General features: G+C 35.7%; 22 protein-coding genes and 1 pseudogene. 12 read left to right on the top strand and 11 right to left on the bottom strand.

Annotated elements, in window-relative coordinates; translation table 11 throughout:
- Positions 1–6: 6 nt before the first annotated feature.
- Together GJU39_RS12535 and GJU39_RS12530 are read left to right on the top strand one after the other, a co-directional pair.
- Positions 7–627 (top strand): TonB-dependent receptor plug domain-containing protein, encoded by a 621-nt coding sequence (locus GJU39_RS12535; RefSeq protein WP_154281140.1) that lies wholly within the window; start codon positions 7–9, stop codon positions 625–627.
- A gap of 29 nt (positions 628–656) precedes the next feature.
- Entirely contained in the window at positions 657–1,376 is a 720-nt protein-coding gene (locus tag GJU39_RS12530) for an energy transducer TonB (protein ID WP_154281139.1), read from the top strand.
- A gap of 424 nt (positions 1,377–1,800) precedes the next feature.
- Here GJU39_RS12530 and GJU39_RS12525 read toward each other — a convergent pair whose 3' ends face one another.
- The 3 genes from GJU39_RS12525 to GJU39_RS12515 form a co-directional block, all read right to left on the bottom strand.
- The gene (locus GJU39_RS12525; RefSeq protein WP_154281138.1) at positions 1,801–2,571 is read right to left on the bottom strand and encodes a succinate dehydrogenase/fumarate reductase iron-sulfur subunit; all 771 of its coding nucleotides are present in this window, start codon (positions 2,569–2,571) and stop codon (positions 1,801–1,803) included.
- A gap of 66 nt (positions 2,572–2,637) precedes the next feature.
- Positions 2,638–4,617, bottom strand: a complete 1,980-nt coding sequence (locus GJU39_RS12520) for a fumarate reductase/succinate dehydrogenase flavoprotein subunit (protein ID WP_154281137.1) — start codon at positions 4,615–4,617, stop codon at positions 2,638–2,640.
- Between the two features lie 18 nt (positions 4,618–4,635).
- Positions 4,636–5,316, bottom strand: coding sequence for a succinate dehydrogenase cytochrome b subunit (locus GJU39_RS12515; protein ID WP_154281136.1), 681 nt, complete (start codon positions 5,314–5,316; stop codon positions 4,636–4,638).
- Between the two features lie 1,199 nt (positions 5,317–6,515).
- Between GJU39_RS12515 and GJU39_RS24290 the strand changes: the two are divergent.
- Positions 6,516–6,919 (top strand): annotated as a pseudogene (locus GJU39_RS24290) (GxxExxY protein).
- A gap of 82 nt (positions 6,920–7,001) precedes the next feature.
- Here GJU39_RS24290 and GJU39_RS12505 read toward each other — a convergent pair.
- Entirely contained in the window at positions 7,002–7,193 is a 192-nt protein-coding gene (locus GJU39_RS12505; protein WP_010599638.1) for a cold-shock protein, read from the bottom strand.
- Positions 7,194–7,445: 252 nt separating this feature from the next.
- Positions 7,446–8,363, bottom strand: a complete 918-nt coding sequence (gene meaB, locus GJU39_RS12500; RefSeq protein ID WP_154281135.1) for a methylmalonyl Co-A mutase-associated GTPase MeaB — start codon at positions 8,361–8,363, stop codon at positions 7,446–7,448.
- A gap of 153 nt (positions 8,364–8,516) precedes the next feature.
- On the opposite strand from meaB, the gene GJU39_RS12495 reads away from it, so the two are divergent.
- From GJU39_RS12495 to GJU39_RS24285, 8 genes are all read left to right on the top strand, one after another.
- A complete protein-coding gene (locus GJU39_RS12495) occupies positions 8,517–9,395 on the top strand; it encodes a glycosyltransferase family protein (protein ID WP_154281134.1) in 879 nt (292 codons plus the stop codon).
- A gap of 73 nt (positions 9,396–9,468) precedes the next feature.
- A complete protein-coding gene (locus tag GJU39_RS12490; RefSeq protein ID WP_154281133.1) occupies positions 9,469–10,527 on the top strand; it encodes a glycosyltransferase family 4 protein in 1,059 nt (352 codons plus the stop codon).
- A gap of 237 nt (positions 10,528–10,764) precedes the next feature.
- On the top strand, positions 10,765–12,597 hold the full coding sequence (locus GJU39_RS12485) for an ABC transporter ATP-binding protein (RefSeq protein WP_154281132.1): 1,833 nt from the start codon (positions 10,765–10,767) through the stop codon (positions 12,595–12,597).
- Positions 12,598–12,606: 9 nt separating this feature from the next.
- The gene (locus GJU39_RS12480; RefSeq protein ID WP_154281131.1) at positions 12,607–13,770 is read left to right on the top strand and encodes a glycosyltransferase; all 1,164 of its coding nucleotides are present in this window, start codon (positions 12,607–12,609) and stop codon (positions 13,768–13,770) included.
- Positions 13,767–14,723: a glycosyltransferase family protein gene (locus tag GJU39_RS12475; RefSeq protein WP_154281130.1), complete on the top strand. Its 957-nt coding sequence runs from the start codon at positions 13,767–13,769 to the stop codon at positions 14,721–14,723. Before GJU39_RS12480 ends, GJU39_RS12475 begins: the two co-directional genes overlap by 4 nt.
- A gap of 416 nt (positions 14,724–15,139) precedes the next feature.
- A complete protein-coding gene (locus GJU39_RS12470) occupies positions 15,140–16,072 on the top strand; it encodes a glycosyltransferase family 2 protein (protein ID WP_154281129.1) in 933 nt (310 codons plus the stop codon).
- A gap of 7 nt (positions 16,073–16,079) precedes the next feature.
- Positions 16,080–17,297 carry an acyltransferase family protein gene (locus GJU39_RS12465; protein ID WP_154281128.1) on the top strand — a complete coding sequence of 406 codons (1,218 nt, stop codon included), beginning with the start codon at positions 16,080–16,082 and terminating at the stop codon, positions 17,295–17,297.
- A gap of 115 nt (positions 17,298–17,412) precedes the next feature.
- On the top strand, positions 17,413–17,658 hold the full coding sequence (locus tag GJU39_RS24285; RefSeq protein ID WP_154281169.1) for a helix-turn-helix transcriptional regulator: 246 nt from the start codon (positions 17,413–17,415) through the stop codon (positions 17,656–17,658).
- 30 nt (positions 17,659–17,688) lie between these two features.
- On the opposite strand, the gene infB is transcribed toward GJU39_RS24285, so the two are convergent.
- The 4 genes from infB to GJU39_RS12440 all read right to left on the bottom strand — a co-directional run bounded on the left by infB (position 17,689) and on the right by GJU39_RS12440 (position 23,077).
- Positions 17,689–20,787 (bottom strand): translation initiation factor IF-2, encoded by a 3,099-nt coding sequence (gene infB / locus GJU39_RS12455; protein WP_154281127.1) that lies wholly within the window; start codon positions 20,785–20,787, stop codon positions 17,689–17,691.
- Positions 20,788–20,847: 60 nt separating this feature from the next.
- Positions 20,848–22,092 carry a transcription termination factor NusA gene (nusA, locus tag GJU39_RS12450; protein WP_154281126.1) on the bottom strand — a complete coding sequence of 415 codons (1,245 nt, stop codon included), beginning with the start codon at positions 22,090–22,092 and terminating at the stop codon, positions 20,848–20,850.
- A 2-nt stretch (positions 22,093–22,094) separates the two neighbouring features.
- A complete protein-coding gene (rimP, locus tag GJU39_RS12445) occupies positions 22,095–22,559 on the bottom strand; it encodes a ribosome assembly cofactor RimP (RefSeq protein ID WP_154281125.1) in 465 nt (154 codons plus the stop codon).
- Between the two features lie 119 nt (positions 22,560–22,678).
- A complete protein-coding gene (locus GJU39_RS12440) occupies positions 22,679–23,077 on the bottom strand; it encodes a hypothetical protein (RefSeq protein ID WP_154281124.1) in 399 nt (132 codons plus the stop codon).
- 49 nt (positions 23,078–23,126) lie between these two features.
- Between GJU39_RS12440 and GJU39_RS12435 the strand changes: the two genes are divergently transcribed.
- On the top strand, positions 23,127–23,471 hold the full coding sequence (locus GJU39_RS12435; protein ID WP_154281123.1) for a phage holin family protein: 345 nt from the start codon (positions 23,127–23,129) through the stop codon (positions 23,469–23,471).
- Positions 23,472–23,665: 194 nt separating this feature from the next.
- On the opposite strand, the gene GJU39_RS12430 is transcribed toward GJU39_RS12435, so the two are convergent.
- The gene (locus GJU39_RS12430; protein ID WP_154281122.1) at positions 23,666–24,805 is read right to left on the bottom strand and encodes an acyl-CoA dehydrogenase; all 1,140 of its coding nucleotides are present in this window, start codon (positions 24,803–24,805) and stop codon (positions 23,666–23,668) included.
- A gap of 151 nt (positions 24,806–24,956) precedes the next feature.
- On the bottom strand, positions 24,957–25,949 hold the full coding sequence (locus GJU39_RS12425) for a flippase-like domain-containing protein (protein WP_154281121.1): 993 nt from the start codon (positions 25,947–25,949) through the stop codon (positions 24,957–24,959).
- Between the last annotated feature and the right edge of the window lies 1 nt (position 25,950).

Raw genomic sequence — 25,950 nt, 5'->3', positions numbered from 1 at the left:
CATACTATGAAAAAGATGTTATTGATGGCACTTACTTTGGCTCTGGCCTTCCAAAGTAAAGCACAAATAACAGATTCCGTTAAAACATCCCCCTTAATAATTCAGCGAACGCCTAACCAAAAGGCAATGGAACCATTAATTGTAATTGACGGAAACAAACAATATTTAAGAGGTTTAGATGCCGCAAGTGGCATTTCGCCGCAAAACATAGAATCTGTAAATGTTTTGAAAGATAGTTCTGCGACAAAAAAGTATGGTACTGAAGGTCTTAATGGCGTAATTGAAATTAAGACTAAAAATGTACCTGTGGGAATTTATAACAAAGAAATAGACAGTAACAGATTGAACATTAATGCAACAGTAAACGGTTTTAAATTTCAGCCAGGCGCGAAATCTACCATTATAAAAAGGAACTTACTCGAAAAAGATTGGGATCCAAAAGCCAAGCCCTTATATGTTTTAAACGGGCAAGAGGTTAAAAGCATCGATGCAATAGACCCCAATAACGTAGAATCAGTTACTGTTTTGAAAGATTCAGCCGCTACTTCCGTTTATAAGGAAAAAGGAAAAAATGGCGTGGTCATTATCACTACTAAAGTTAGTATGCCGAATCCAGAAAAGAATTAATTAATCCTTAACATATTTTAACCATCATTATGAGAAAGCTATTTTTAGCTCTAACAGGCATCGCCTTGCTTAGTATTTCGGCGCAAGCACAAAAAGTTTATGACTTTGTATCTGTAGAAAAACAACCCATGTACCCGGGTGGCATCGCTAATTTTTATAAATACTTAGGTAGTGAAATAAAATATTCTGAAATCGCGGTAAAAAATAAAACTGAAGGAAAAGTATTTGCTTCTTTCATAGTAGAAAAAGACGGTAAATTAACTGACGTGCAAATTACCCGAGGTTTGAGTAAAGAAACAGATGCTGAAGCGAAGCGTGTATTGGAGAAATCTCCAAAGTGGGAGCCTGGCATAGCTATTGGTCAACCAGTTAGAGTAAGGTACAACATCAATGTAAACTTTAACCTGAATAATAGAGGTACTGATCAAAAAGCAAACCTTACCAAGCCAATGCACAGGTATCCGGAATATCCAGGAGGACAAACCAAAATGTATGCTTATTTAGCAAAGAACCTAAAATATCCAGCTCAGGCAAAAAAAGATGGGACACAAGGAAAAGTTTACCTTTCATTTAATGTGCAGAAAGATGGGACATTAACAGATATTAAAGTAATGAAAGGGCTTTCTACAGAAACAGACAATGAAGCCTTACGCGTAGTAAAATTCTCACCAAGATGGAATCCAGGCCTTAACAACGGCCGACCAGTTACAACAAAATATCAAATGGCTATCAACTTTACCCTGAGCTAAACATATTAGAAAATTAACAAACTCGAAACCATAAACCACAAAACCCCTGCTAAAAATAGCCGGGGTTTTATGTTTTCTCTCCTGTCTCGGAAGACTAAATTTATAAATTATTTAATGTATATACAAATTTTACAAAATATAATTTTTGAAAAAGAAAATTTTTGATATGCTGACATAAGATTATTATCAAATCAACAACTTATATTTTGTTGGCTTTAAATTTTAGATGTTTTGATTAACGCCCTATGCGTTTCAATATATTTCAGAACCACATTATGAACGTTCCCACATATCTATTATCACAAGTGGTAAGGTATTTGGATCTTTTGAGAACTGACGAGCACTTTTTTTAAAAACAAAAAAAGCCCCAAACTAGGTCTGAGGCTCAAGATTCAGCAGTTAAGCTGAATGCACAGTATATTTTTTAAAGTGCTTCTTCTGATAAGAATTTTGCACTTCCGAAATCACGGTTCATAAGCGCAATGTTCTCCAGTGAAATACCTTTAGGGCATTCGGCTTCACAAGCGCCGGTATTGGTACAGTTCCCAAAACCTTCGGCATCCATCTGGGCAACCATGCTTTGTACACGACGGTAACGCTCTGGCTGGCCTTGAGGTAACCGGGCCAATTGTGAAATCTTAGCTGAGGCAAATAACATTGCCGATGCATTTTTACAAGTTGCCACACAGGCACCACAACCAATACAAGCTGCTGCTTCGAAAGCTGCATCTGCCTGCATTTTTGGAATAGGTAAACTGTTTGCATCTTGTGCATTACCTGTGTTTACTGAAATAAATCCTCCTGCTGCTATAATCCTGTCAAATGCAGAACGATCAACCGTTAAATCTTTTACTACAGGGAAAGCCGCTGCTCTCCAGGGTTCAACAACAATGGTATCACCATCTTTGAAAGAACGCATGTGTAACTGGCAAGTTGTAACCAGGTCTTTTGGTCCGTGCGGACGACCGTTGATGAACATGGAACACATTCCGCAGATCCCTTCACGGCAATCGTGATCAAATACTACCGGCTCTTCACCTTTAGTGATTAAGTCTTCGTTCAAAACATCGAACATCTCCAGGAAAGACATATCTGGAGAAATACCGGCTAATTTATAATCCACCAAAGCACCTTCGGTTTTGTTATTTTTTTGACGCCAAACTTTTAGCGTTAAGTTCATATTTCCTGTACTCATGATATTGAGATTTAGGCGGGGAGCATGGTGCATTGAGCTTTGAAACTCTATACAATATGCGCTCTGCTATTTATAACTTCTTTGTGCTACTTTAATATTTTCAAACTTCAGTTCTTCTTTGTGAAGTTCGAATTTTACACCTTCTTTAAATTCCCAGGCTGCTACGTATGCATAATTTTCATCATCACGTAAAGCTTCACCTTCTTCAGTTTGATATTCTTCACGGAAGTGACCACCACAACTTTCATTACGGTTTAATGCATCAATACACATCAGCTCACCTAGTTCAATGAAATCTGCAACACGACCGGCTTTTTCCAGTTCTGTATTCAACTCATCAGCAGATCCCGGTACACGAACATTGCTCCAGAATTCAGCACGTAATGCCCTGATTTCTTCAATAGCCTCCTTCAAACCTTTCTCACTCCGGGCCATACCACATTTCTCCCACATAATGTGGCCTAAACGTTTGTGGAAATGATCTACAGATTTCGTTCCTTTAATATTAACTAAAGTATTTAAAATATCTTTCGCTCTTTGCTCAGCTTCTACAAATGCAGGATGATCCGTTGAAATCGCTTTTACAGAAATTTCTTTCGATAAATAAGCCCCAATTGTATACGGTAAAACGAAATAACCATCAGCCAAACCTTGCATTAAAGCAGATGCACCTAAACGGTTTGCACCATGATCTGAGAAATTCGCCTCTCCAGTACAATATAAACCTTCAACGTTAGTCATTAAGTTATAATCAACCCAAAGCCCGCCCATGGTATAGTGAACTGCAGGATATATACGCATTGGTGTTTCGTAAGGGTTTTCTCCCGTAATCTGCGCATACATGTCAAAAAGGTTACCATATTTCGCCTTAACTACTTCAGTACCCAAACGCATACAGGTTTCTTTATCAGGATTATGAATCCCGGACTTAGATGCTTCTATTTTACCGTAACGTTCTGTATTTGCTTTGAAATCAAGATAAACAGCCAATTTAGACTTACCTACACCGTAACCTGCATCACAACGTTCTTTCGCTGCGCGAGATGCCACATCACGTGGAACCAGGTTACCAAAAGCAGGGTAACGACGCTCTAAGTAATAATCTCTTTCATCTTCAGGGATCTCTGAAGCTTTACGATCATCATCTTTCTTTTTAGGTACCCAAATCCGTCCATCGTTACGTAACGACTCAGACATCAGTGTTAATTTAGACTGATGATCACCAGAAACCGGGATACAGGTAGGGTGAATTTGTGTATAGCAAGGATTTGCAAAGTAAGCACCTTGTTTGTGTGCTTTCCAGGCTGCCGTTACGTTACTGCCCATTGCATTGGTAGAAAGATAGAATACGTTTCCATAACCACCTGTTCCTAATACCACTGCATGACCGAAATGACGTTCGATTTCACCAGTAATTAGATTGCGGGCGATGATACCACGGGCTTTACCATCAATCTTAACAACTTCAAGCATTTCATGGCGGGTATACATTTCTACTTTACCCATACCTATCTGGCGTTCTAAAGCAGAATAAGCGCCTAATAATAACTGCTGACCAGTTTGACCCGCAGCATAGAAAGTACGTTGAACTTGTGTACCACCGAATGAACGGTTATCTAACAAGCCCCCATATTCACGCGCTAAAGGAACACCTTGGGCAACACATTGATCGATAATATTTACACTTACCTCAGCCAAACGATGCACATTGGCTTCGCGGGAACGATAATCGCCGCCTTTAATCGTATCATAAAATAAACGATAAGTACTATCGCCATCATTTTGATAATTTTTTGCTGCGTTGATTCCACCCTGAGCTGCAATAGAATGCGCCCTACGTGGTGAATCCTGGAAACAAAAACATTTAACTTTATAACCCATTTCGGCTAGAGTAGCTGCAGCCGAAGCGCCTGCTAAACCTGAACCAACAATAATTATTTCAATAGTTCTTTTGTTCGATGGATTAACCAACGGCACAGAAGACTTAAATTTTGTCCATTTACTGGTTAATTCGCCTTCTGGTATATTTGAATTAATATCTGACATATCTCTTTTGTGCTAAAACTAATTAATTAAACCGGTGTAAACTGCAATTGGCATCAATGCGAACAGAATTGAAATGATGATTGAATACCAAACACTAGCTCCCTTAATGATACCGTTATATTTGGAGTGATTCCAACCCATTGTCTGGAAAGCCGAAGCGAAACCATGCAATAAGTGATAGCACAGAGAAAACATAGATAGAATGTAAATGACTACGCGTACCGGATCCTGAAATTTTTCTTTCATCACTGCATACAAATCCTCATGTCCGTTTGCATCAACTGTTGGGATTCCGGTAAAACGGGAAACGACCCAAAAATCTTTCAAATGAATCACTAAAAAGATGAGTAATAATGTACCCAACAGGCCCATAGAACGGCTATACCATTTACTGTTTGCCTGTCCATCATTCACCGCATACCTAACTGGCCTTGCTTTACGATTTTCCAATGTCAACCTCAAAGCCTGGAAAATGTGCACCAATAATCCGATAAACAAAACGATCTCACCAGCTCTGATAATCCAGTTGGTTGCCATAAAGTGAGCACCAACGTTGAAGGTTAAACCACCATCGTTAATAAAAATTAATGCGTTAATACCGCAGTGTACAATTAAAAAAAGTATCAGGAATATACCTGTAATACCCATAATGAATTTCTTTCCTATTGATGAAGAAAGAGCATTTCCGAAACCACTCATTTGATTAGGATTTATATCTAAATTTCTTGCAAAAGTATCTAATTATGAGTTCAGTTTATAAATGATTATGACAAAAGGGCGATAAAACATTTATTTAGAAACATTCTAAGTCAGAAACGAAATAAATTGAAAGAATTACTCACTTTTTAAAGGTTTTGCGAAAGGTATTCTAGATATATAACTTTCATAACATGCGTCCTTAACGGTAAAAAGTCACTGATTATACTGTGCGCAGGTTTTAATTCCTTAATGGTTAAATAACTTCAAAAACTCTTTATTTAGCCTAAATATTGAAACATTAAGGCATTAAGTTGTACAATTGCGTTTTGGTATTTTGATGCATTAAAAAGTCCTTAATGGTTAAATAAACTTCAAAACTCTTTATTTAGCCTAAATATTGAAACATTAAGGCATTAAGTTTTACAATTGCATTTTGGTATTTTATTACATTAAATGTCCTTATCTCCTTAATGGTTAATAAACTTCAAAATTCTTTACTCACCATAAAAAATTGAAACATTAAGGCATTAAGTTGTACAATTGCGTTTTCGTATTTCATTACATTAAAAATGTCCTTATCTCCTTAATGGTTAAATAAACTTCAAAATTCTTTACTCACCATAAAAAATTGAAACATTAAGGCATTAAGTTGTACAATTGCGTTTTCGTATTTCATTACATTAAAAATGTCCTTATCTCCTTAATGGTTAAATAACTTCAAAATTCTTTACTTAGCCTAAATATTGAGACATTAAGGCATTAAGTTTTTACAATTGCATTCTCGTATTTTATTACATTAAAAATGTCCTTATCTCCTTAATGGTTAAATAAACTTCAAAATTCTTTACTCACATAAAAATTTGAAACATTAAGGCATTAAGTTTTACAATTGCATTTTGGTATTTTATTACGTTAAAAATATCTTTATCTCCTTAATGGTTAAATAAACTTCAAAATTCTTTACTCACCATAAAAAATTGAAGCATTAAGGCATTAAGTTTTACAATTGCATTTTGGTATTTTATTACATTAAATGTCCTTATCTCCTTAATGGTTAAAACCTTTTAATCATAACATATTGATCTTTAATTTTAAATCATTTATACCAACCAACCTAAAATTGACGATATTTATTTTTATAATAATCATGAAAATCATCCCTATGGTATCAATTATTAATAATTATAACCTTAGAAACGATGACAAAAAAGGAAGTGAAACAATTGTCTTATGACATAATTGGCTACGCCATTCGCGTGCACAAGTACTTAGGCCCTGGCCTACTGGAAAGCGTATACGAAAAATGCTTAAGTTATGAATTAGAAAAGAATGGACATCAAGAAAAAAACAAGCATTAGTACCTGTTGAATATGATGACCTGCTAATCAACGTTGACCTCAGAGTCGATCTTTTGGTAGATGATTGCATTGTTGTAGAACTGAAAACTGTTGAACAATTACTACCTATTCATGAAGCGCAGATTTTAACGTATATGAAATTATTAAATGCTCCACAAGGCCTGCTGATAAACTTCTTTACGGATAATATTACCAAATCCCTCAAACCATTTGTTAATGAATATTACAAAATTCTAGCCGATTAATCACTTTTATTCAAAATTTTGGACATAAAAAAAGTCCCGATTTGCATCGGGACTTTTTAACGATTTATGTGTTCGAGTTTTCTTAAGCTACTTTAACATTTACCGCGTTAAGGCCTTTTCTACCTTCTTCTACATCGTAGTTTACGGTATCATTCTCGCGAATGTTGTCGATTAAGCCTGAAGCATGAACAAAAATTTCGGCATCGCCATTAGATGGAGTGATAAATCCGAAACCTTTAGTTTCATTAAAAAATTTTACTGTTCCTTGTTGCATTATATTGTATTTTAATTTGTACCAAAGATAACAGTTAAATAACTATAAATCAATTTTTTATTTGAAAAATTTAAATAATAGCTAAATGCACTGTCTTACTGGCTGTTAAGCTATATTTTAACTTAAAATAAAAAATAAAATGTTCGAATTCCCTAGAAATCTAATCATTAACCTCAATCAGAACCACGGTTTTGCATCGTTTTTTATGCTAAAATCATCAACTTACTTCCCCACTATAGCAAATAAAAACAATCAGTGCTTCGCATTAATCATACAAGTAGCGGCAAATGCTTCTGCAAAGCGATAGATATTAAAGTCTTCTTGAAGCAAGGCTTCCTTTATACCAGCCCTAAGTTTAGGTTTATCAACTGCCTGCATTTTATGATTTTGAATAATCTTCCAGGCCTTTTCTGCAAAAAGAAATTCTTTCCGTTGATTGGTGTTTACAATCGGCTTTACAATCCAATCACATAGTGCTTCTACTCCAAGATCTTTATCCGCAACGGTTTTTAAAATCGGAATTGATTTCACTCCTTGGTGTACAATTTTCTTTAAATTATTTGCAAAAGTATCTGCTCCATCACGATCTGCCTTATTCACCACAAAGCAATCCGCAATTTCCATTAGTCCAGACTTAATATTTTGCACTTCATCTCCAGATTCAGGCACCAGAACTACAATGGTTTTATCCGCGAGTCCGGCTATCTCTACTTCCGACTGCCCTACTCCAACGGTTTCTATGAATATCAGATCAAAATTTGATGCCTTTAATACATCAACCATTTCTATCGTTTTAGCAGAAATACCGCCCAGAGCGCCCCGGGTTGCCAAAGAGCGGATAAAAACATTCGGATGGTTAAACTGACTGGCCATCCTTATTCTATCACCCAGCAAAGCGCCAAAGTTAAATGGCGAAGTTGGGTCGATTGCTAAAATGGCGATTCTTTTATTCTGTTGTGTAAAAAAATTAGTAATCGCACTTACTAAAGTACTTTTCCCGGCTCCCGGCGGACCAGTAATACCAATCACAGGCGTACCAGAGCGACTATCCAGATTCTTCAGAATGGAGTCTGCAGGCGATATATCGTTCTCCACAAGGGTTAGCGTTCTGGCCAGAACCTTGTAATTACCTTGTTTAACTTCGCTTAAAATGGATAGAGGGGTATTCATCAATAAAACTATCTTTGTACAAATTAACAAAATTATAAGCCACAAAGCGCAATAATAAAGACTGAATGAAACCATCATGATTTACCAAAACCCGCAGGGAACTTATCAACAAATCATGATAGCTTCATTACCGCTAAAAACACATTTAAACAGATGAAAGTTACGGGGTTTACCTTTTTAAGAAATGTAATTGTAAACGACTATCCTGCAAAAGAGGCGATACGATCTGTTCTTCCTTTATGCAATGAGTTTGTAGTGGCGCTCGGAAATTCTACCGATGAAACCGCTGAATTGGTAAAAAGCATTGATCCTAAAAAAATACGAATTATTGATACCATTTGGGATGAATCCATTCGCGAAGGCGGGCGGGTTTTTGCAGACGAAACCAATAAAGCAATTGCAGCCATTTCAAAGGATACCGACTGGATGATTTACATTCAGGGTGATGAGGCGATTCATGAAGATTATCTTCCCTTGATTAAAAATGAAATGGAAGCTGAACTCAAAAACGACAACATTGAAGCGTTACTATTAAAATATAAACACTTTTACGCGTCGTATGATTACCTCGCAGAGTCACGCCGTTGGTACCGTAGAGAAGTTAGAATCTTAAAAAATTTGCCCGGCATTCATTCTTATCGTGATGCGCAAGGCTTTAGAATTGACAACAGAAAGCTTAAAGTTAAATTAATTGATGCTTATATTTATCACTACGGTTGGGTGAAACCGCCCAAGGGTTTACAGGGAAAGGTTCGTAATTTTAATCAATTTTATCAAACCGAAGAATGGATTGAGGAAAATTTTCCTGTTCAGGAAACGTTTGATATGCATAATGCAGATCGATTAGTGCATTTTAAAGGCACACATCCGAAAGTGATGAAAGAAAGAATTGCCGCTGCAAACTGGAAATTTGAAAAAGATTTAACCAGGGAAACCCCTAAAATGAATTTCAGAAGAAAGTTGCTGCAAAAAATTGAAGATTTAACCGGATTGCGTTTGTTTGAATACCGAAACTACAAAATTGTGAAGTAAGTTATAAAAGATCAATATTAGTCATTTTTAAAAAGTGTTACCTTTATATAGGCTCATCAAGTAAACTATTAGAATGTCAAAACCTTCAGTTTTAGTAACTTTTGATTCAATGAAAGACGCCAATTGTGGCTACTTTTCTTTTGGAAAGGGGCTTGGAGACGCACTGATTCAAGAAAATCATGGAAAATTTACGCTTAAATATTATCTATTTAAAAAAACGCAATATTTATTTAATGGGCTAGTTGATATTATTTACCTAACCAAACTTGACAGATTATTTTTTAGGCAAAAGAATGATTTCGATGTAGTACATCTTTCTGATCAAACTTGCAGATTGAGGCCAAACAGGGTTAATGCCAAGAAAATCATGACTATTCATGATATGAATAAGGTGCATTTAAAATTCAGCAGACCGCATAGAATTAAAGTTTATTTGAAAAAACTAGGCAAACTCATTTCGCAGTGCGATAATATAGTTTGTATTTCTGAGTTTGTAGCCAACGACGTTAAACATTATTTCCCTGAAGCCTCAAACAAAATCAGTGTAATTTACAATGGCGCCGATAAATTGATTTCTGATGAAAATCATCAGCCTGCTTTTAAACCAGGAAAGAAGTTTTTATTCACTATTGGCTTGCTATCAGTTCAAAAAGGATTTCATTTATTGCCAGCTTTATTAAAGGATAATGATTTTGAACTGGTAATTGCCGGAAGAGAAACACCACATAAAGAGCGTATTTTAGAAGAGGCAAAAAAATACAATTGTCAAAACAGGGTACACATTATAGGACAGATCAGTGATGAAGATAAGGCATGGTATTATAAAAACTGTAGCGCTTTCTTATTTCCTTCAATAGCTGAAGGTTTTGGTCTTCCTGTAATTGAAGCCATGCATTTTGGCAAACCAGTATTCTTATCAAAATTCACTTCACTCCCCGAAGTAGGTGGTGATGTTGCTTATTACTTTGACAGTTTTGAGCCTGAACACATGCAGGATGTATTTAAAAAAGGGCTGATTGATTTTACTCAAAATGATCGAAATAAAGAGGCGATTGTCCAGGCTGAAAAATTTTCTTGGAAAATAACAGCAAACCAGTATTTAGATCTATATCAAGAAATACTTCATAAATAATTTTTCATATCAGAAACCTTTCAATTGTTGCAGTTAAATCCTAGTGCTCAATTATTGTATAAATCACTCGTAAACGGCATATACCGCCATTCTAAAACTAAGAATTGTAATTTTAATTATCTAAGATTTCTATCATCTTATTGATCTATATGAAAAACCGTACATTTGCCTGAATCTTATTATATTTTTTTTACGGCTAGGTACTTCCCTTAGTTCCGTTATATTATACAATACATAATGAAAACTTATTTTCGTTTATTATCATTTGCCAAGCCCATAGAAAAGTTTGCAATCCCTTATGTTATTGCAACCTTATTATCTATTCTTTTCGGTACATTAAATCTTGCATTGCTTTCTCCTTTGTTTGAAACGCTATTGAGTGACAAAAATGCACCAAAAACAGAAACATTAACAGACAAGGCTATTTCATCGTTTGACATCCTTGGTAAATTTAGAAATTTTGTGAATGAATCAATCTCACTTAATGGTGAATCAAAAACATTAGGCTATGTATGTATCGTAATTGTAATTTCAGTTCTATTATCAAATCTTTTTAAATACTTCTCTCAGCGTTACATGGAAGATTTAAGGGTACATACGCTATTAAATCTCCGTAAAACTGTATTCAACAATGTGATGAATATGCACGTTGGTTTTTTTAATAATGAACGCAAGGGCGATATCATTTCCAAGGTGGCTTCTGATGTTCAAGTGGTACAATTCACCGTTACTAATACTTTACAGGTTGTTTTTAAAGAGCCGGTAACCTTAATTGTTTATGTTTTTCTGCTATTTAATATTTCAGCGAAACTGACTTTCTTTTCACTATTAGTAATTCCAGTATCAGCTTTTATCATTAGTAAAATAGTTAAAAGGTTAAAACAACAAGCTAAAGAAGCTCACGAGTCTTTTGCCAAAATGATTGGTTTTTTAGACGAAGCGCTTAGTGGGGTTAAAATCATAAAAGCTTTCAATTCAACAGAACGGATAAAGGATAAGTTCGACAACGAAAACATATATTATTCCAATTTAAACCGTAAAATGGTTAGACGACAGCAATTAGGCTCTCCTGTATCAGAATTTTTAGGCGTATTAATGGTGGCAGCAATTGTTTGGTATGGAGGATCTCTTATTATAAATAAGGAGAGCAACGCGCTCTCTGCCTCAGACTTTATTGCCTATATCGCTATTTTTTCTCAGGTTATGCGCCCTGCAAAAGCATTAACAGATTCATTTAGTGGAATACACTCAGGTATTGCAGCCGGTGAACGCGTTTTAGACCTTATTGACACCAAACCAGCTCTAGTAAATAAAAATAACGCAGAAGTATTGGCTGATTTCAGTAATGTACTAACTTTTGAAAATGTTTCATTCTTTTATGGCGATAAGCAGGTATTAAATAACATTAATATCAATATAGAAAAAGGACAAACTCTGGCTCTTGTAGGCCCCTCTGGAGGCGGAAAAAGCACATTAATGGACCTAATCCCTCGTTTTCATGATCCAAAATCAGGAACGATCAAAATTGATGGTCACGATTATAGAGACCTTACTGTAGAAAGTATCAGGGCACAAATGGGAACAGTTAACCAGGAATCGTTTCTGTTTAACGACAGTATTTTTAATAATATTGCCTTTGCTAAACCAGATGCCACCGAGGAGGAAGTTATTGCAGCAGCGAAAATTGCCAATGCACACGATTTTATTTTGAACACAGAGAACGGTTATCAAACTAATGTTGGCGATAGAGGCAATAAATTATCAGGTGGGCAAAAGCAACGGGTTTGTATTGCCAGAGCAGTTTTAGCCAACCCGCCAATCATGCTTTTAGATGAAGCTACCTCAGCATTAGATACAGAGTCTGAAAAATTAGTGCAGGATGCTTTAAATAATTTAATGAAAAACCGCACCTCAATCGTTATTGCGCACCGCTTAAGTACGATACAACATGCCGATAAAATCGTTGTAATTGACAAAGGTGAAGTGATAGAAAGTGGAAGCCATAATGAGTTGATGACTAAAAATGGATTATATAGGCGTTTAATTGACATGCAGGCCTTTAACGACTAAATATTTTAGATGAAGAAAATACTGTTTTTTATGCCTGATAATCCGCTAAAAAAAAATGCAGGGAATAGAACCAGGGCTTTAAGTATGTTAAGTTACTTTAAATCAAGAGATTTTGAAATTGATTTTGTAAGTGAGTATTTTACTGGACGCTGGAATGAGGCAGACATTAAAGCATTTGAGCAAGCCGGCCTGGCCAATAATACTTATGTAATTAAAAAAAAACCTTCCAAAAAAAATATATTATATTATCTTCTTTTTTATAAGCTGCCAAATTTTTTCTATCAAAATAAGGCATGGTTTTTTCCACTTCAATTCCCAGAATTGGTAACCATAAGATTTAAGAGGGCTTTCAAAAAAATTTTAAATAAAAACAATTACGATTACATTTATATTAACTATGCCAGTTGGGCTACACTGGTAGAAAACAATCATTTTACAAAAAAATTAATAAAAATAATTGATACACACGACTTTATAACAGCTCAGCATCAAAAGAAAAATAATATTGGTCAGTCTTTTAAAGAAGAAATCAGGAGAATCTCTTTATTTGATATTGCTTTAACTATATCTGTGGAAGAACAGTATATCTTTGGTCAATTCTGTAAAAACAGAGTTGCGTTAGCTCCAATGATGATGGATAAACCAGAAAAACTTCATCCTATCAAAGAAAAGTCGTTTGATTTGATCTATGTAGCAAGTGATAATGTACATAATCAAAAGTCTGCCAATTGGTTTTTTAAAGAGGTATACCCATTGTTACCAACTAATATACAAATTTGCATTATCGGACAGATAAACGAGCATCTTTCTATAAAGGCATCTAATATTGTTTCTGTAATTTTTGCAGAAGATTTATCAATCTATTACCAAAATGCTAAAGTAGCACTATGCCCTATGTTAACAGGTACCGGAACTAAGATAAAAGTGGTAGAAGCGCTCTCTTATGGCCTACCTGTAGTTTGCAATACCAGAGGGATTGATGGGTTGATTAATAAGACCAATAATGGTTGTTTGGTTAGTGATAGTCCTGAAGGATTTAAAAATAATATCATCATATTATTAACTGATAAGTTAGCCTACGAGAAACAAAGCAGAGAAGCAGTAGATACCTTTAGCACTAATTACGAAAAAGAATATTGCTATAAAAATCTTGATAAACTATTTTTAAAATGACCTTATTTTTTACAGTAGTTACTTCTAATTATTTGCCATTTGCAGTATCCTTATTAGATTCAGCTAAATCATATCATCCAGAATTTGAGTTTTGCATATGTCTTGCAGATTACCTGAGCAGTGAGGAAATTGATGTGAATAATCTTATGAAAAAATATCCAATCCTTCAACTTCACGAACTGGGTGTTGAAGAGTTTGATTTTATTACTCAAAACTACAATCCCATGCAGTTGGCAAATTGTTCTAAAGTACTTTTTGCAAAGCATTTTTTGAACCAAAAACACATCGATCAGGTTATTTTCTGTGATTCTGATACTTACTTTTTTGGAAAGCTACCATCTAGCACAATTAATGGCGGTGAAATTGTAATCACCCCTCATTTTACACATCCACCAGATGTTAATATGAAACGCCAGGAACTAGAAATATTAAATGCAGGATTGTATAATGGCGGCTTTTTTAAGCTAAAAAAATCATCAGAAACTGATCAATACATTACTTGGTTAAGAGAACGTTCTGTTAAAGAGTGTATATACGATTTTAAAAGGGGATTCTATGGCGAACAATTATGGTTAAATCTTGTTCCCCTATATTTTAAAAATGTATTTATAGAAAATAACACCGGAATAAATGTAGCTTATTGGAACCTACATGAGCGAAAAATTTCTAATATAGATGGGCAATTTTTCGTGAACGAAACTACTCCACTTTGTTTTTTCCATTATAGTGGTTGGAATTACAATAATCCATCAGAAATCTCTACCTGGGCTTTATTTACTGCTAAAATGCGTCCTGATTTAAAACAAATATTAGAAAAATATTATATTACCTTAAAACAAAATGAATACGAGCTTTATATTAATAAACCAAATTATTATACAAGCAAAAATAATACACAAAAAAAATCCTTTTTTAAAAATTTAAAAAGTAGGTTTTTTAAAGCTAAAGTTTAATTTTTAAAAATTAAATCGGTATGACAATGGATTTAATTTCAATTTATCCTTTGTAAAAGTTCCTCGAATAGAGGCAATTGTTGGTTTTTACTGAATCTATAAATTCATTTTTACGACTACCCTCAATTAGGAAAAATAGCACAGAACTTTTTTTCAATTAACTATTTTGCGAACCAATACAGCATTATAAATTCACATTATCTATTTCGACCATTATCCTTTTTAAAATTATTCATATCAAATTTAACGCTAGCTGTCGTTTCACATTCGTTAACAATTTATTTTTAAGTTAGGCAATAATCATAAAAGCCGTATGTTTGTGGATAGAATATGCTTGCCAGAGCTAGTAGATTTAATCTCATCAATGAGAGATTTACTAATTTTTTTACTCAATTAAGGCATTAAAGCAAAATGACATGAAGAGTATGCCACTACATAACCCACTTGTCTCCATTGCCCTTTGCACATACAATGGAGAACAATATCTAAATCAACAAATAGAAAGTATTATCAACCAAACATATAATAATGTTGAAATCATTATTATTGATGATTGCTCTACTGATAGTACATTTGAATTATTACGGATGCTCACTAAAGACATTAAGAATGTTAGGTTAGAGCAAAACCAGCAAAACCTTGGCTTTATTAAAAATTTCGAAAAAGCTATTAGCTATTGTAACGGTGAATACATTGCAATTAGTGATCAGGATGATATTTGGATTCTGAATAAAATTGAGATATTATTGAAACATATTGGTAATCATGGTCTAATATTTCATGATTCCTTGATCATAGATGAACGAGGGGAACAAATAAACGATTTAAAACTTTCTGATATGTCTAAAATATATAAAGGTGATTCTAATCTATATTTTTTAGTAAATAATTGTATCCCTGGACATGCCAGCATGTTTAGAAAAGATATAATTGCTTATGCAATGCCTTTTGATAAAAGATTTTTTCATGATTGGTGGCTTGCATTCGTTGCAGCCAGCGTTAGTTCTATAACATATATACCAGAAACTCTGGTAAAGTACAGACAACACAATAATAACGTAACTGATATATTATTTAAACGCAGTAAAAATGAACAATCCAGAGATATTTATTCCAACTACAACCTCGAGTGGATAGAATATTTATCAAAGTTTATTCATTTAAAGAATGTTAAAGAAATCCGGTTTATTTATAAAGTTCTGTCAGACTATAGAAAAGGAATTAAGGGCTTGCCATTTATAAAATTTTTAGTTAATTATCATATAAAACTTTTCAACCTAGAGAAGAAATCTTATTTAAGTAGACTCAATTTGGCGCGGAAATTATATTCGGCAAAATCAATTAAATAAGATCACAATGATGAAGTTTAGTTCATCATCCTTACAAAGAGCTAACATTATTAATGTTTCTGAGAAAAGAGTCTTTAAAAAAAGAATTTATAATTTTAAACAGCGCCTTCAAGAGTTAATTACACAGAAGATTAAAGAAATGCAATCAACAATACAAAAGGAAAAAGCTAATTACGATTTTATTGATTCACTGAGGTTTATCGCAATCATTACAATTGTGATAGAACACAGTTATATGTGGCCACCCTCCATTTATTTTCAAACAAGAGGGGAACAACTTATACAGACTATTACCATGGAGTTATTCAAGTTTGGAACAATTACCTTTTATATACTTGCGGGTTTTTTGATTGGTGATAAGATTCATACAACGACGTCGTTAAATTACCTTAAAAGAAGATTTGATGGAACATTTAAACCGTGGCTATTTTGGATTATCATATTTCTTATTTTAATATATGCTGATATCACTGTAATTTATTTCAAAGGAGGCGATGCACCTGCTTTTGAGAAACCATTCGAATTTTTCTGGGGACGGATACAATACATTATAGCAGATACAAGCTTTTGGTTTATCCTTAATTTTCTGGGAAGCATTTCTATTCTTCTGATTTTCAGAAAATATCTTTATCAATATTGGCTTGGGATATTGTTAGGTTTTTGCTCTATCTTTTATTCGATTAATATTTACTTCGAATGGATTCCAAGCAGACACACAACAGCCATTTTAGGTTTTGTAGTTTATTTGTGGTTGGGTGTAATTATGAACAAATATTTTCAAGCCTTTAATTCTTTCATAAAAAAATCAAATGTTTGGCTTTTAGTTTTTCTTACCGCAATAACATTTGGTTTTTCATGTTTAGAAAGTCTGTTTATTATGGATTATTCAAGATTAAAAACTGATCCTTACAATACTTTAAGGTTTACAAATATCATTTACTCTCTTGCAGCATTTCTACTTTTATATAAAATTGGCAATATTAAATGGATAAAAAATCTAAATCCCAGAAGCTCAACTTATGGCATACATTTAGTCCATTATATAATTATTGTACAAATATTACCTTTGATTTTTAAGCCATTACATATTACTCCTGAAGGAAAATCTTCATTCGATCTTGTTGTAATCCAATATGGAAGATTTTTATTTACCTATGTTGTTAGCTATATTTTAGTTTACCTAATTAATAAAATAGATAGGATAAAATGGATTGTTGGGCAATGATTTAGACTATAATTTAAATTGTAATTTATTATGTCTGTGATTTAAATCATGATCGAATTAACACAAATACTTTAGACTTGAACTTAGAAAGAAATAACAGCCAGAAAACTTCTGACTGCTATTTAAAATTGTATTCTATCGGGATGAGCGCCAGTATACGCAACAATACGTTGCCAATATAATAGGAATAAGCAGAGTAGCTTACCGCAGATGGGAGAATAATGAGGTTGATTTTGCCTTATCGCAGTTAAAGAAAATTGCCGAGTTATATGAAGTTCCTATTCACGAAATCATTCTACATTCAAAATTTAATAGAAATCAAATAATTTCAATACCACAAAAAGGGCATCAATATTATTGATGCCCTTAGTATTTTATTTAATAGCTAATATTACAATTTTCTTGCTACTTCTACTTGTTCGTAAGCTTCTACGATATCGCCCACTTCGATGTTATTAAAGTTCTGGATATTAAGACCACATTCATAACCTTTTACAACCTCTTTAACGTCATCTTTGAAGCGTTTTAACGATGCCAGTTCACCTGTATAAACTACAACACCATCTCTAACGATACGGATCTGGCTTTTACGGGTAATCTTACCATCTAATACCATACAACCTGCAATGGTACCCACTTTAGTAATTTTGAAAGTCTCACGAATCTCCACGTTAGCCACAATTTTCTCCTCAAATTCCGGATCCAACATACCTTCCATTGCAGATTTGATCTCGTTGATCGCATCGTAGATGATAGAATATAAACGGATATCGATTTGCTCTTGCTCTGCCAATTTACGTGCACCTGTCGATGGACGAACCTGGAAACCAATGATAATTGCATCTGAAGCAGAGGCCAGCAATACATCAGACTCTGAAATCTGACCAACACCTTTACTAATGACGTTGATTTGGATTTGCTCAGTCGATAGTTTCAATAATGAATCGGCCAATGCCTCAATTGAACCATCCACATCACCTTTAACAATGATATTAAGTTCTTTGAAGTTACCGATTGCCAAACGACGACCAATCTCATCAAGGGTAATGTGTTTCTGCGTACGTAAACCTTGTTCACGCTGTAATTGCATACGTTTGTTGGCAATATCACGTGCTTCAGTTTCGCTTTCAAGCGCATTAAAACGGTCACCTGCTGTAGGAGCACCCTGCATACCTAAAACCTGTACTGGTTGTGAAGGACCTGCTGATTCTACTTTAGCACCACGTTCATTGGTTAACGCTTTAACACGTCCGCTAAAACTACCTGCCAAGATTGGATCTCCAACTCTCAACGTACCGGCCTGAACCAATACCGTAGTTACAATACCACGACCTTTATCTAATGCAGATTCAATTACTGAACCTGTTGCTCTCTTATTTGGATTGGCTTTAAGTTCTAACAACTCCGCTTCCAACAATACTTTATCTAAAAGCAAATCTACGTTTAAGCCACTTTTGCTGGAGATCTCCTGTGATTGATATTTACCACCCCAATCTTCAACCAAAATATTCATTACTGATAACTGCTCACGTACTTTATCTGCATTGGCACCTGGTTTATCTACTTTCGTAAAAGCAAATACCAATGGAACGCCTGCTGCCTGTGCGTGATTAATTGCTTCTTTTGTTTGAGGCATCACCGCATCATCTGCTGCTACCACAATAATTGCAATATCGGCAACTTTAGCACCACGGGCACGCATTGCGGTAAAGGCTTCGTGACCAGGTGTATCTAAGAATGTTACTTTTTTTCCTGTTGGCGTAGTTACCATGTAAGCACCAATGTGCTGTGTAATACCACCTGCCTCACCAGCAACTACATTCGCTTTACGGATATAATCCAGCAATGAAGTTTTACCGTGATCTACGTGACCCATAATCGTAACGACAGGGGCTCTTTCGATCAAATCTTCTGCTGCATCTTCTTCCTCAATTACATTTTCCTCATCTTCATCTGGTTTAACGAATTGAATTTCGTATCCAAACTCATCAGCAACAATAGTTAAGGTTTCAGCATCTAAACGCTGATTAATGGAAACAAACATACCCAGACTCATACATGTACCAATAATTTTGGTTACCTGTACATCCATCATGCTTGCTAATTCATTAGCGGTAACAAATTCTGTTACCTTTAATATTCTCGATTGCGATTCTAGTTCGTTTGCTGCTTCTTCTGCATTATATGCTACATCATCACGTTTCTGACGACGCAATTTGGCACGTTGAGCAAATTTACCAGACTTACCAGCCCCACTTAAACGAGCAAGTGTTGCTTTGATCTGATCTTGAATTTCTTTTTCAGTAGGCTCTTCTTTAGGTCCGCTTGGTGTAGCATTTCTATTTTGAAAACCTGGTCTGTTGTTGTTATTTCTATTTCCCTGATATGGTGTACCACCTTGGCCGGCAGGCCTGTTACCCTGGTATGGCGTACCACCACCCGGCCTGTTACCCTGATAAGGTGTACGAGGTGTACCTGACGCACCTGGCTGAGCCTGACCTGCAGGATTTTGTCCTTGCTGACCTTGACCACCACCACCGTGCTGACCTGGTTGTCCCGGCGCTCCGGGAGTTTTTTTACGTTTACGTTTACGTTTTGCGGCTTCACTATCGCTGGATGATGCCACAGGACCGTTTCTTCTATCCGGTGTAGTTGGTAAAACAATTTTACCAATAATATTCGGACCAGTTAATTTAACTGTACGGGCTTTAATTACTTCAGGCTCGTTAGTTGCCGGTTTTACTTCTGCTGGTTTCACCTCCGCTGGTTTTTCTTCAGCTTTTGGTTGTTCTACAGGTTTTACTGGCTCTGGTGCTTTTGCAACTGGCGCAGGCGCAGGTGCCGGAGCCGCTGGGGTTTCCTCTTTCTTAACCTCAACTGGTTTTTGTTCCACTTTTGGTTGCTCTACAGGTTTCGTCGGTTCTGGTGCTTTTGCTGCCGGAGCAGGTGGAGATACGGGAGCAGCAGGAGCTTCTTCTTTCTTAGCAGGACGCGTTTTAGCATTAAGATCATTTAAATCAATCTTTCCTACAATTTTCACACCTGGCAATCCGCCTTCTTCCGCTTTATCTTCTGCCTTTGTTGCTGCAACTGGCGCTGCTGCCGCAGGAGTTGGTGCCGGAGTTTCTACCTTAGGGGTCTCTACAGCCTTAGGTTTTTCTACCGGAGGAGTTGATGTTTGAGTATTCTTAATCAGAACCTCTTCATTTTTCTCAAAATCGGTATTTTTCTTCGGCGCTTCTACTGGCTTTTCAGTCTCAGGCTCGTCACGACGTATTTTACCAATCACTATTTGCTTGGCTTCTTCTCTTACGATCTTATCTCCCTGATACTCTTTCAATAAGGCACTATACATGTCTCCCGTAAGTTTAAACATAGGGCTCTTCTCGGCAGAGAATCCCTTTTTGTTTAAAAACTCAACGGCCGTACCCATGCCTATATTAAGTTCCTTAATAGCTTTAATTAAAATGATTGGTTTGTCGTCTGACATTTAGCTCCTGTTATTTTTTAATATAATACAAAAGTAGTGTTTATTTGGCAATTACACCACTTATTCAAATTCTGACTGTAAAATCTGAACCACTTCTTTAATGGTTTCTTCTTCTAAGTCTGTGCGTTTTACCAAATCTTCTACTGTAAGTGCCAAAACACTCTTAGCAGTATCGCACCCGATAGCCTTTAATTCATCAATAATCCAGCTATCAATCTCATCTGAGAATTCTTCCAAATCCACATCCTCGTCACTCTCTTCTCCAGCCTCACGGTAAACATCAATCTCATAACCAGTTAATTTACCAGCTAGTTTTATGTTATGTCCGCCACGTCCGATTGCCAATGAAACCTGATCAGGTTTTAAATAAACCGATGCATGTTTAGTTTCATCATCCAATTTAATTGAAGTGATTTTTGCCGGGCTTAAAGCACGTGTGATATATAATGAGATATTATTTGTGAAATTAATCACATCAATATTTTCGTTTTTCAATTCGCGAACGATGCCATGGATACGAGATCCTTTCATTCCTACACAAGCACCTACCGGATCAATACGGTCGTCGTAAGATTCTACAGCAACTTTTGCACGTTCTCCTGGTTCACGAACAATTTTCTTAATGGTAATTAAACCGTCGAAAATTTCCGGAACCTCCAGTTCGAACAAACGTTGTAAAAACTCAGGTGCCGTTCTTGAAATAATAATTTTTGGGTTCGCATTAATCATTTCTACTTTGGAGATTACCGCTCTCACAGAATCGCCTTTTTTGAAATAATCTGCAGGAATCTGTTCTGTTTTAGGCATTAAAAGTTCATTGCCTTCATCATCTAAAACTAAAGTTTCTTTTTTCCAAACCTGATAAACCTCGCCAGTGATAATCTCACCTACACGATCTTTATATTTTTTGAAAATTTCATCTTTTTCTAATTCCAATACTTTAGAAACCAATGTTTGGCGTGCAGCTAAAATCGCTCTGCGACCGAAACTTTCTAAAGTAATTTGTTCAATATAATCGTCTCCAACTTCTAATGTATTGTCTAATTTAGAAACTTCGGCAAGCTCGATTTCTAAATCATCATCTTCAGAAAAACCATCTTCCATTACTTTTCTGGTTCTCCAGATCTCTAAATCTCCGTTATCCGGATTCACAATCACATCACAGTTTTCGTCTGTTCCGTATTTTTTACGCAACATGCTACGAAAAACTTCTTCCAACACACTAATCACCGTAGGGCGATCTATATTTTTGAAATCTTTAAACTCTTGGAAAGAGTCGATTAAATTAATTGTTGTAGTACTCATTTTTACTTAAATGAAATTAACACACTTGTTTCTAATATATCATTAAACGGTATAGTTGTTTCAACATTTACCGCTTTTTTCCCTTTTTCTTTAACCGATTCTTCTAAAATTAGATTGTCTTCTGTAACTTCTAAAAGCTTTCCTTCCTTTTTAAGGCCATCCTTAAGTTTAATACTTAAGGTACGTCCTATATTTTTTACGTATTGGCGGTTTAATCTTAATGGCTCACCAACACCCGGAGAAGAAACTTCTAAATTATAAGCCTGCTCAATCACGTTTTCCTCTTCTAAATGAAAACCCACATGCCTGCTAATTGCCACACAATCCTGTATGCTAATACCTTCGTCGCCATCAACATGAATAATCAATTTATTGTTTGGCAACATTTTCACTTCAACCAAAAAAAGCTCTGGCCGATCTGCAATCTTTTCCTCAACGAGGCTTGCAACTTTCTTTTCTACCTGCATATTTTAACCTGATTTCATAGAAAAAGGGGACATTGTCCCCTTCTCTTTTCTTCGATTACGATGCAAATATAGTACTTTCTTACGAAAAATCAAATACTTATCTCTTATTATGCTGATTATTACCGTTTAAGTATTTGCTTTTGCGGCTGTAAATTGTGCCTGGCAGTACCGTTAAGTAAGTTACTCAGACCTGCGAACTTAATTCCGATGTAATTTTCTACCCGGTAACTTTTATTTTTCTGAAAAGGTTGTTCAGGTACGAAAACGACAGAATCGCCAGTGACGATAACTTTTCCAGGCACAACGATATCATCTTGTAAACTATCCAGTTCTCCTGGCTTTAACAAAACAGAAATTAATTCTACTGAATCAGCATTTCCCTGATATTGATTTTTAACTTGTAGCAAACTCGCCTCATCAATATTTTTGATTACTATTGATGCACTATCCGCTGAAAACTTAATTACAGGTTTTTTGTTTTTACCAGAACAAGAAATTAAAGGAGTTGCTATTATCACAACTGCAAAAATTTTATACAAGCTTTTAAACATTAACAAATTTAACATTATGAGATTAATTATTGAAGTTCTTTTGATGGGACTTGCCTTTTTTATTGGCGCCAAACTGGTTCCCGGTGTAGAAGTAACCGGATTTGCGAGTGCCCTTGGTGCTGCCGTTCTAATTGCACTGGCCAACGCCACTATTGGCTTTATTTTAAGATTACTGACTTTTCCCATTAACTTTTTAACATTAGGCCTGGTATCTTTCATTATCACCGTGTTGATGATCTTATTGGTAGACAGCATGATGACCTCTTTCAATACTACTGGTTTCTTCGCAGCTGCATTTTTAGCCATTATTGTGGCCCTGATCAAAGCAATCTTTAGCGCTGTTGCCGGAGAGAAAGAATAGCGAGTCTGTAGTCTTGAGTCAAAAGTCGTGAGTCTACAGTTCAAACACATAATACGACATATATTAAAAGCCTGTGATATTAAGTAATGCACTTAAATTCACAGGCTTTTAATTTAACGGTCAGACTAAAATCGAAACTATGCTACATCAAACAATAGACTCCAGACTATCGACTAAAGACTATTGACTAAATCTCAGCGTATCACTTCCCTCGAAATAATCATTTTTTGAATCTCCGAGGTTCCTTCATAAATCTGGGTAATTTTTGCATCGCGCATTAAGCGCTCAACGTGGTATTCTTTCACAAAACCATATCCTCCGTGCACCTGAACGGCTTCAATAGTTACATCCATTGCTACTTTAGAGGCAAACAGCTTAGCCATAGAGCCAGCCTGGGTATAAGGCAAACCCTGGTCTTTTAACCAGGCAGCCTTGTAAACCAATAGTCTTGCCGCTTCAATTTGCGTGGCCATATCAGCCAGTTTAAAGGCAATCGCCTGATGTTCCGATATCGGTTTCCCAAACGACTTACGCTCCTTAGCATATTGGGTAGCCAGCTCAAAAGCACCCTGAGCAATTCCAAGGGCCTGTGCTGCAATCCCAATCCTGCCGCCTTCCAGCGTTTTCATGGCAAACTTAAATCCAAATCCATCCTCACCTATCCTGTTTTCTTTCGGCACCTTAACATCATTAAACATTAAAGAATGCGTGTCAGAGCCACGGATGCCCAGCTTGTTTTCTTTCGGACCAATAGTAAAGCCCTCCATCCCCCTTTCAACAATAAAAGCATTGATCCCTTTATGTCTTAATTCGGGGTGAGTTTGTGCAATAACCAGATATGTTGAAGCTGAACTACCATTAGTGATCCAGTTTTTTGTTCCATTTAAGAGATAATAATCACCTTTATCTTCTGCAGTAGTACGTTGTGAAGTAGCATCTGACCCGGCTTCTGGCTCTGATAAACAGAACGCACCAATTTTTTCTCCAGATGCCAGTGGTTTAAGGTATTTTTCTTTCTGCGCTTCACTACCATAAGCTTCTAATCCATAGCAAACCAAAGAATTATTTACCGAAACCACTACAGATGATGATGCGTCAATTTTCGAAAGCTCTTCCATCACCAAAACATAAGAAATGGCATCAAGGCCACTTCCATTGTATTTCTCGCTCACCATCATGCCCAGGAAACCAAGTTCGCCCAGCTTTTTCACTTGTTCTGCCGGAAACTTTTGATGCTCATCACGTTCGATCACACCAGGCTTTAATTCTTGCTGTGCAAAATCTCTTGCAGCCTGCTGTATCATTATTTGCTCTTCACTTAATTCGAAATGCATAACATTTAGGTATAAAGGGTTAGTAAATCAAATGTAGCATTTCAAATCTAAAATTGCTATGGCTGCATAGTAATTTTATTGAAATAATTATTCCAAAAAGCAATTGGCCACCTGAAAATGAAAGCGCTTAAGAACAAACAGACAGACCTTATTATGATTTAATTTGTTTGGGATCAGGCTTCGTTAATGTTAAAAATATACTTAAACACCCTAAAATGAGAATAAGTAAGACCTGTGAGGAATGAATAATGGTAGCATAGGCTAATCCATCCTTTAAAGAAATGGAATATAGAATTAAAGATTGTGCTACCATCCAGTGGAAAACTCCTATTCCACCCTGCACAGGTGCAGCCATAGCAAATCCGGAAAATACAAGCGCTGTAAATGCAGCGTTAAAATGCAAATGACTGGTTGAGGGAATGGCAAAGAAGCAGAAATACATAGAAACCAGGTAAAAACTCCAGATACCGACTGTACAAAGTAAAAATGACGCCTTATTTTTCATTTTGCTGTAAGATCCGAATCCCTGCCTCAGGCTCACAAAAATTCTCAGGAACTTTTTGCTGACTCTCCTGCGTAGAAAATAAACTAACAAACCGCAAAGTGAAACCATGAAAATTCCAAATGCCACCAGCCAGGCATAGTTAAGATGTATGAAGTAATTTGTGATATTTTGGTAAATGCGGTGATAAAGAAAATCAAATACTAAATCATATTGAAAAATGAGCATTGCTAAGCCGGTTAGAAAAAGCATCAATACATCAAAAAGCCTTTCTGTAATTACCGTCCCCAGCGATGAGAATATTGGAACCCTTTCGGTCTTGTGCATTACAGAACAGCGAACAACTTCACCAAAGCGTGGTAAGGCTAAATTTGCTAAATAACCAATAATTACACCGTGATATACATTCCAGAAACCAACCTGATAGTGAATGGATTTATAAAGCATCTGCCAGCGTAATGCCCTGAGCAGGTAAGCAATTAAAACGCATAACGCAGAGATGATAACATGAAAAAGGTTGGCTGTTTTAATCTCCAGCCAGATTTTTCCCAAATCCTGCCCTCTAAACGCCAGAGATAAAATACCTACACCGATCAAAAGCATGATGAGGTATTTTACTGCCGTTTTCAGATCGAGGGCCACA

Source organism: Pedobacter petrophilus (assembly GCF_009674725.1).
GTDB lineage: Bacteria > Bacteroidota > Bacteroidia > Sphingobacteriales > Sphingobacteriaceae > Pedobacter > Pedobacter petrophilus.
The sequence above is the reverse complement of the archived record's forward strand: the minus strand, read 5'-3'. Positions and strand labels throughout refer to the sequence as shown.

What these genes read in the sequence shown, in the direction of transcription:
- GJU39_RS12435 (WP_154281123.1), top strand. Translation starts at nt 23,127, where the DNA reads ATGAGATTAATTATTGAAGTTCTTTTGATGGGACTTGCCTTTTTTATT.
- nusA (WP_154281126.1), bottom strand. Translation starts at nt 22,092, where the DNA reads ATGAGTACTACAACAATTAATTTAATCGACTCTTTCCAAGAGTTTAAA.
- GJU39_RS12470 (WP_154281129.1), top strand. Translation starts at nt 15,140, where the DNA reads ATGAAGAGTATGCCACTACATAACCCACTTGTCTCCATTGCCCTTTGC.
- meaB (WP_154281135.1), bottom strand. Translation starts at nt 8,363, where the DNA reads ATGAATACCCCTCTATCCATTTTAAGCGAAGTTAAACAAGGTAATTAC.
- GJU39_RS12465 (WP_154281128.1), top strand. Translation starts at nt 16,080, where the DNA reads ATGATGAAGTTTAGTTCATCATCCTTACAAAGAGCTAACATTATTAAT.
- GJU39_RS12485 (WP_154281132.1), top strand. Translation starts at nt 10,765, where the DNA reads ATGAAAACTTATTTTCGTTTATTATCATTTGCCAAGCCCATAGAAAAG.
- GJU39_RS12475 (WP_154281130.1), top strand. Translation starts at nt 13,767, where the DNA reads ATGACCTTATTTTTTACAGTAGTTACTTCTAATTATTTGCCATTTGCA.
- rimP (WP_154281125.1), bottom strand. Translation starts at nt 22,559, where the DNA reads ATGCAGGTAGAAAAGAAAGTTGCAAGCCTCGTTGAGGAAAAGATTGCA.
- GJU39_RS12495 (WP_154281134.1), top strand. Translation starts at nt 8,517, where the DNA reads ATGAAAGTTACGGGGTTTACCTTTTTAAGAAATGTAATTGTAAACGAC.
- GJU39_RS12480 (WP_154281131.1), top strand. Translation starts at nt 12,607, where the DNA reads ATGAAGAAAATACTGTTTTTTATGCCTGATAATCCGCTAAAAAAAAAT.
- infB (WP_154281127.1), bottom strand. Translation starts at nt 20,787, where the DNA reads ATGTCAGACGACAAACCAATCATTTTAATTAAAGCTATTAAGGAACTT.
- GJU39_RS12520 (WP_154281137.1), bottom strand. Translation starts at nt 4,617, where the DNA reads ATGTCAGATATTAATTCAAATATACCAGAAGGCGAATTAACCAGTAAA.
- GJU39_RS12515 (WP_154281136.1), bottom strand. Translation starts at nt 5,316, where the DNA reads ATGAGTGGTTTCGGAAATGCTCTTTCTTCATCAATAGGAAAGAAATTC.
- GJU39_RS12490 (WP_154281133.1), top strand. Translation starts at nt 9,469, where the DNA reads ATGTCAAAACCTTCAGTTTTAGTAACTTTTGATTCAATGAAAGACGCC.
- GJU39_RS12530 (WP_154281139.1), top strand. Translation starts at nt 657, where the DNA reads ATGAGAAAGCTATTTTTAGCTCTAACAGGCATCGCCTTGCTTAGTATT.
- GJU39_RS12505 (WP_010599638.1), bottom strand. Translation starts at nt 7,193, where the DNA reads ATGCAACAAGGAACAGTAAAATTTTTTAATGAAACTAAAGGTTTCGGA.
- GJU39_RS12525 (WP_154281138.1), bottom strand. Translation starts at nt 2,571, where the DNA reads ATGAGTACAGGAAATATGAACTTAACGCTAAAAGTTTGGCGTCAAAAA.
- GJU39_RS12535 (WP_154281140.1), top strand. Translation starts at nt 7, where the DNA reads ATGAAAAAGATGTTATTGATGGCACTTACTTTGGCTCTGGCCTTCCAA.
- GJU39_RS12430 (WP_154281122.1), bottom strand. Translation starts at nt 24,805, where the DNA reads ATGCATTTCGAATTAAGTGAAGAGCAAATAATGATACAGCAGGCTGCA.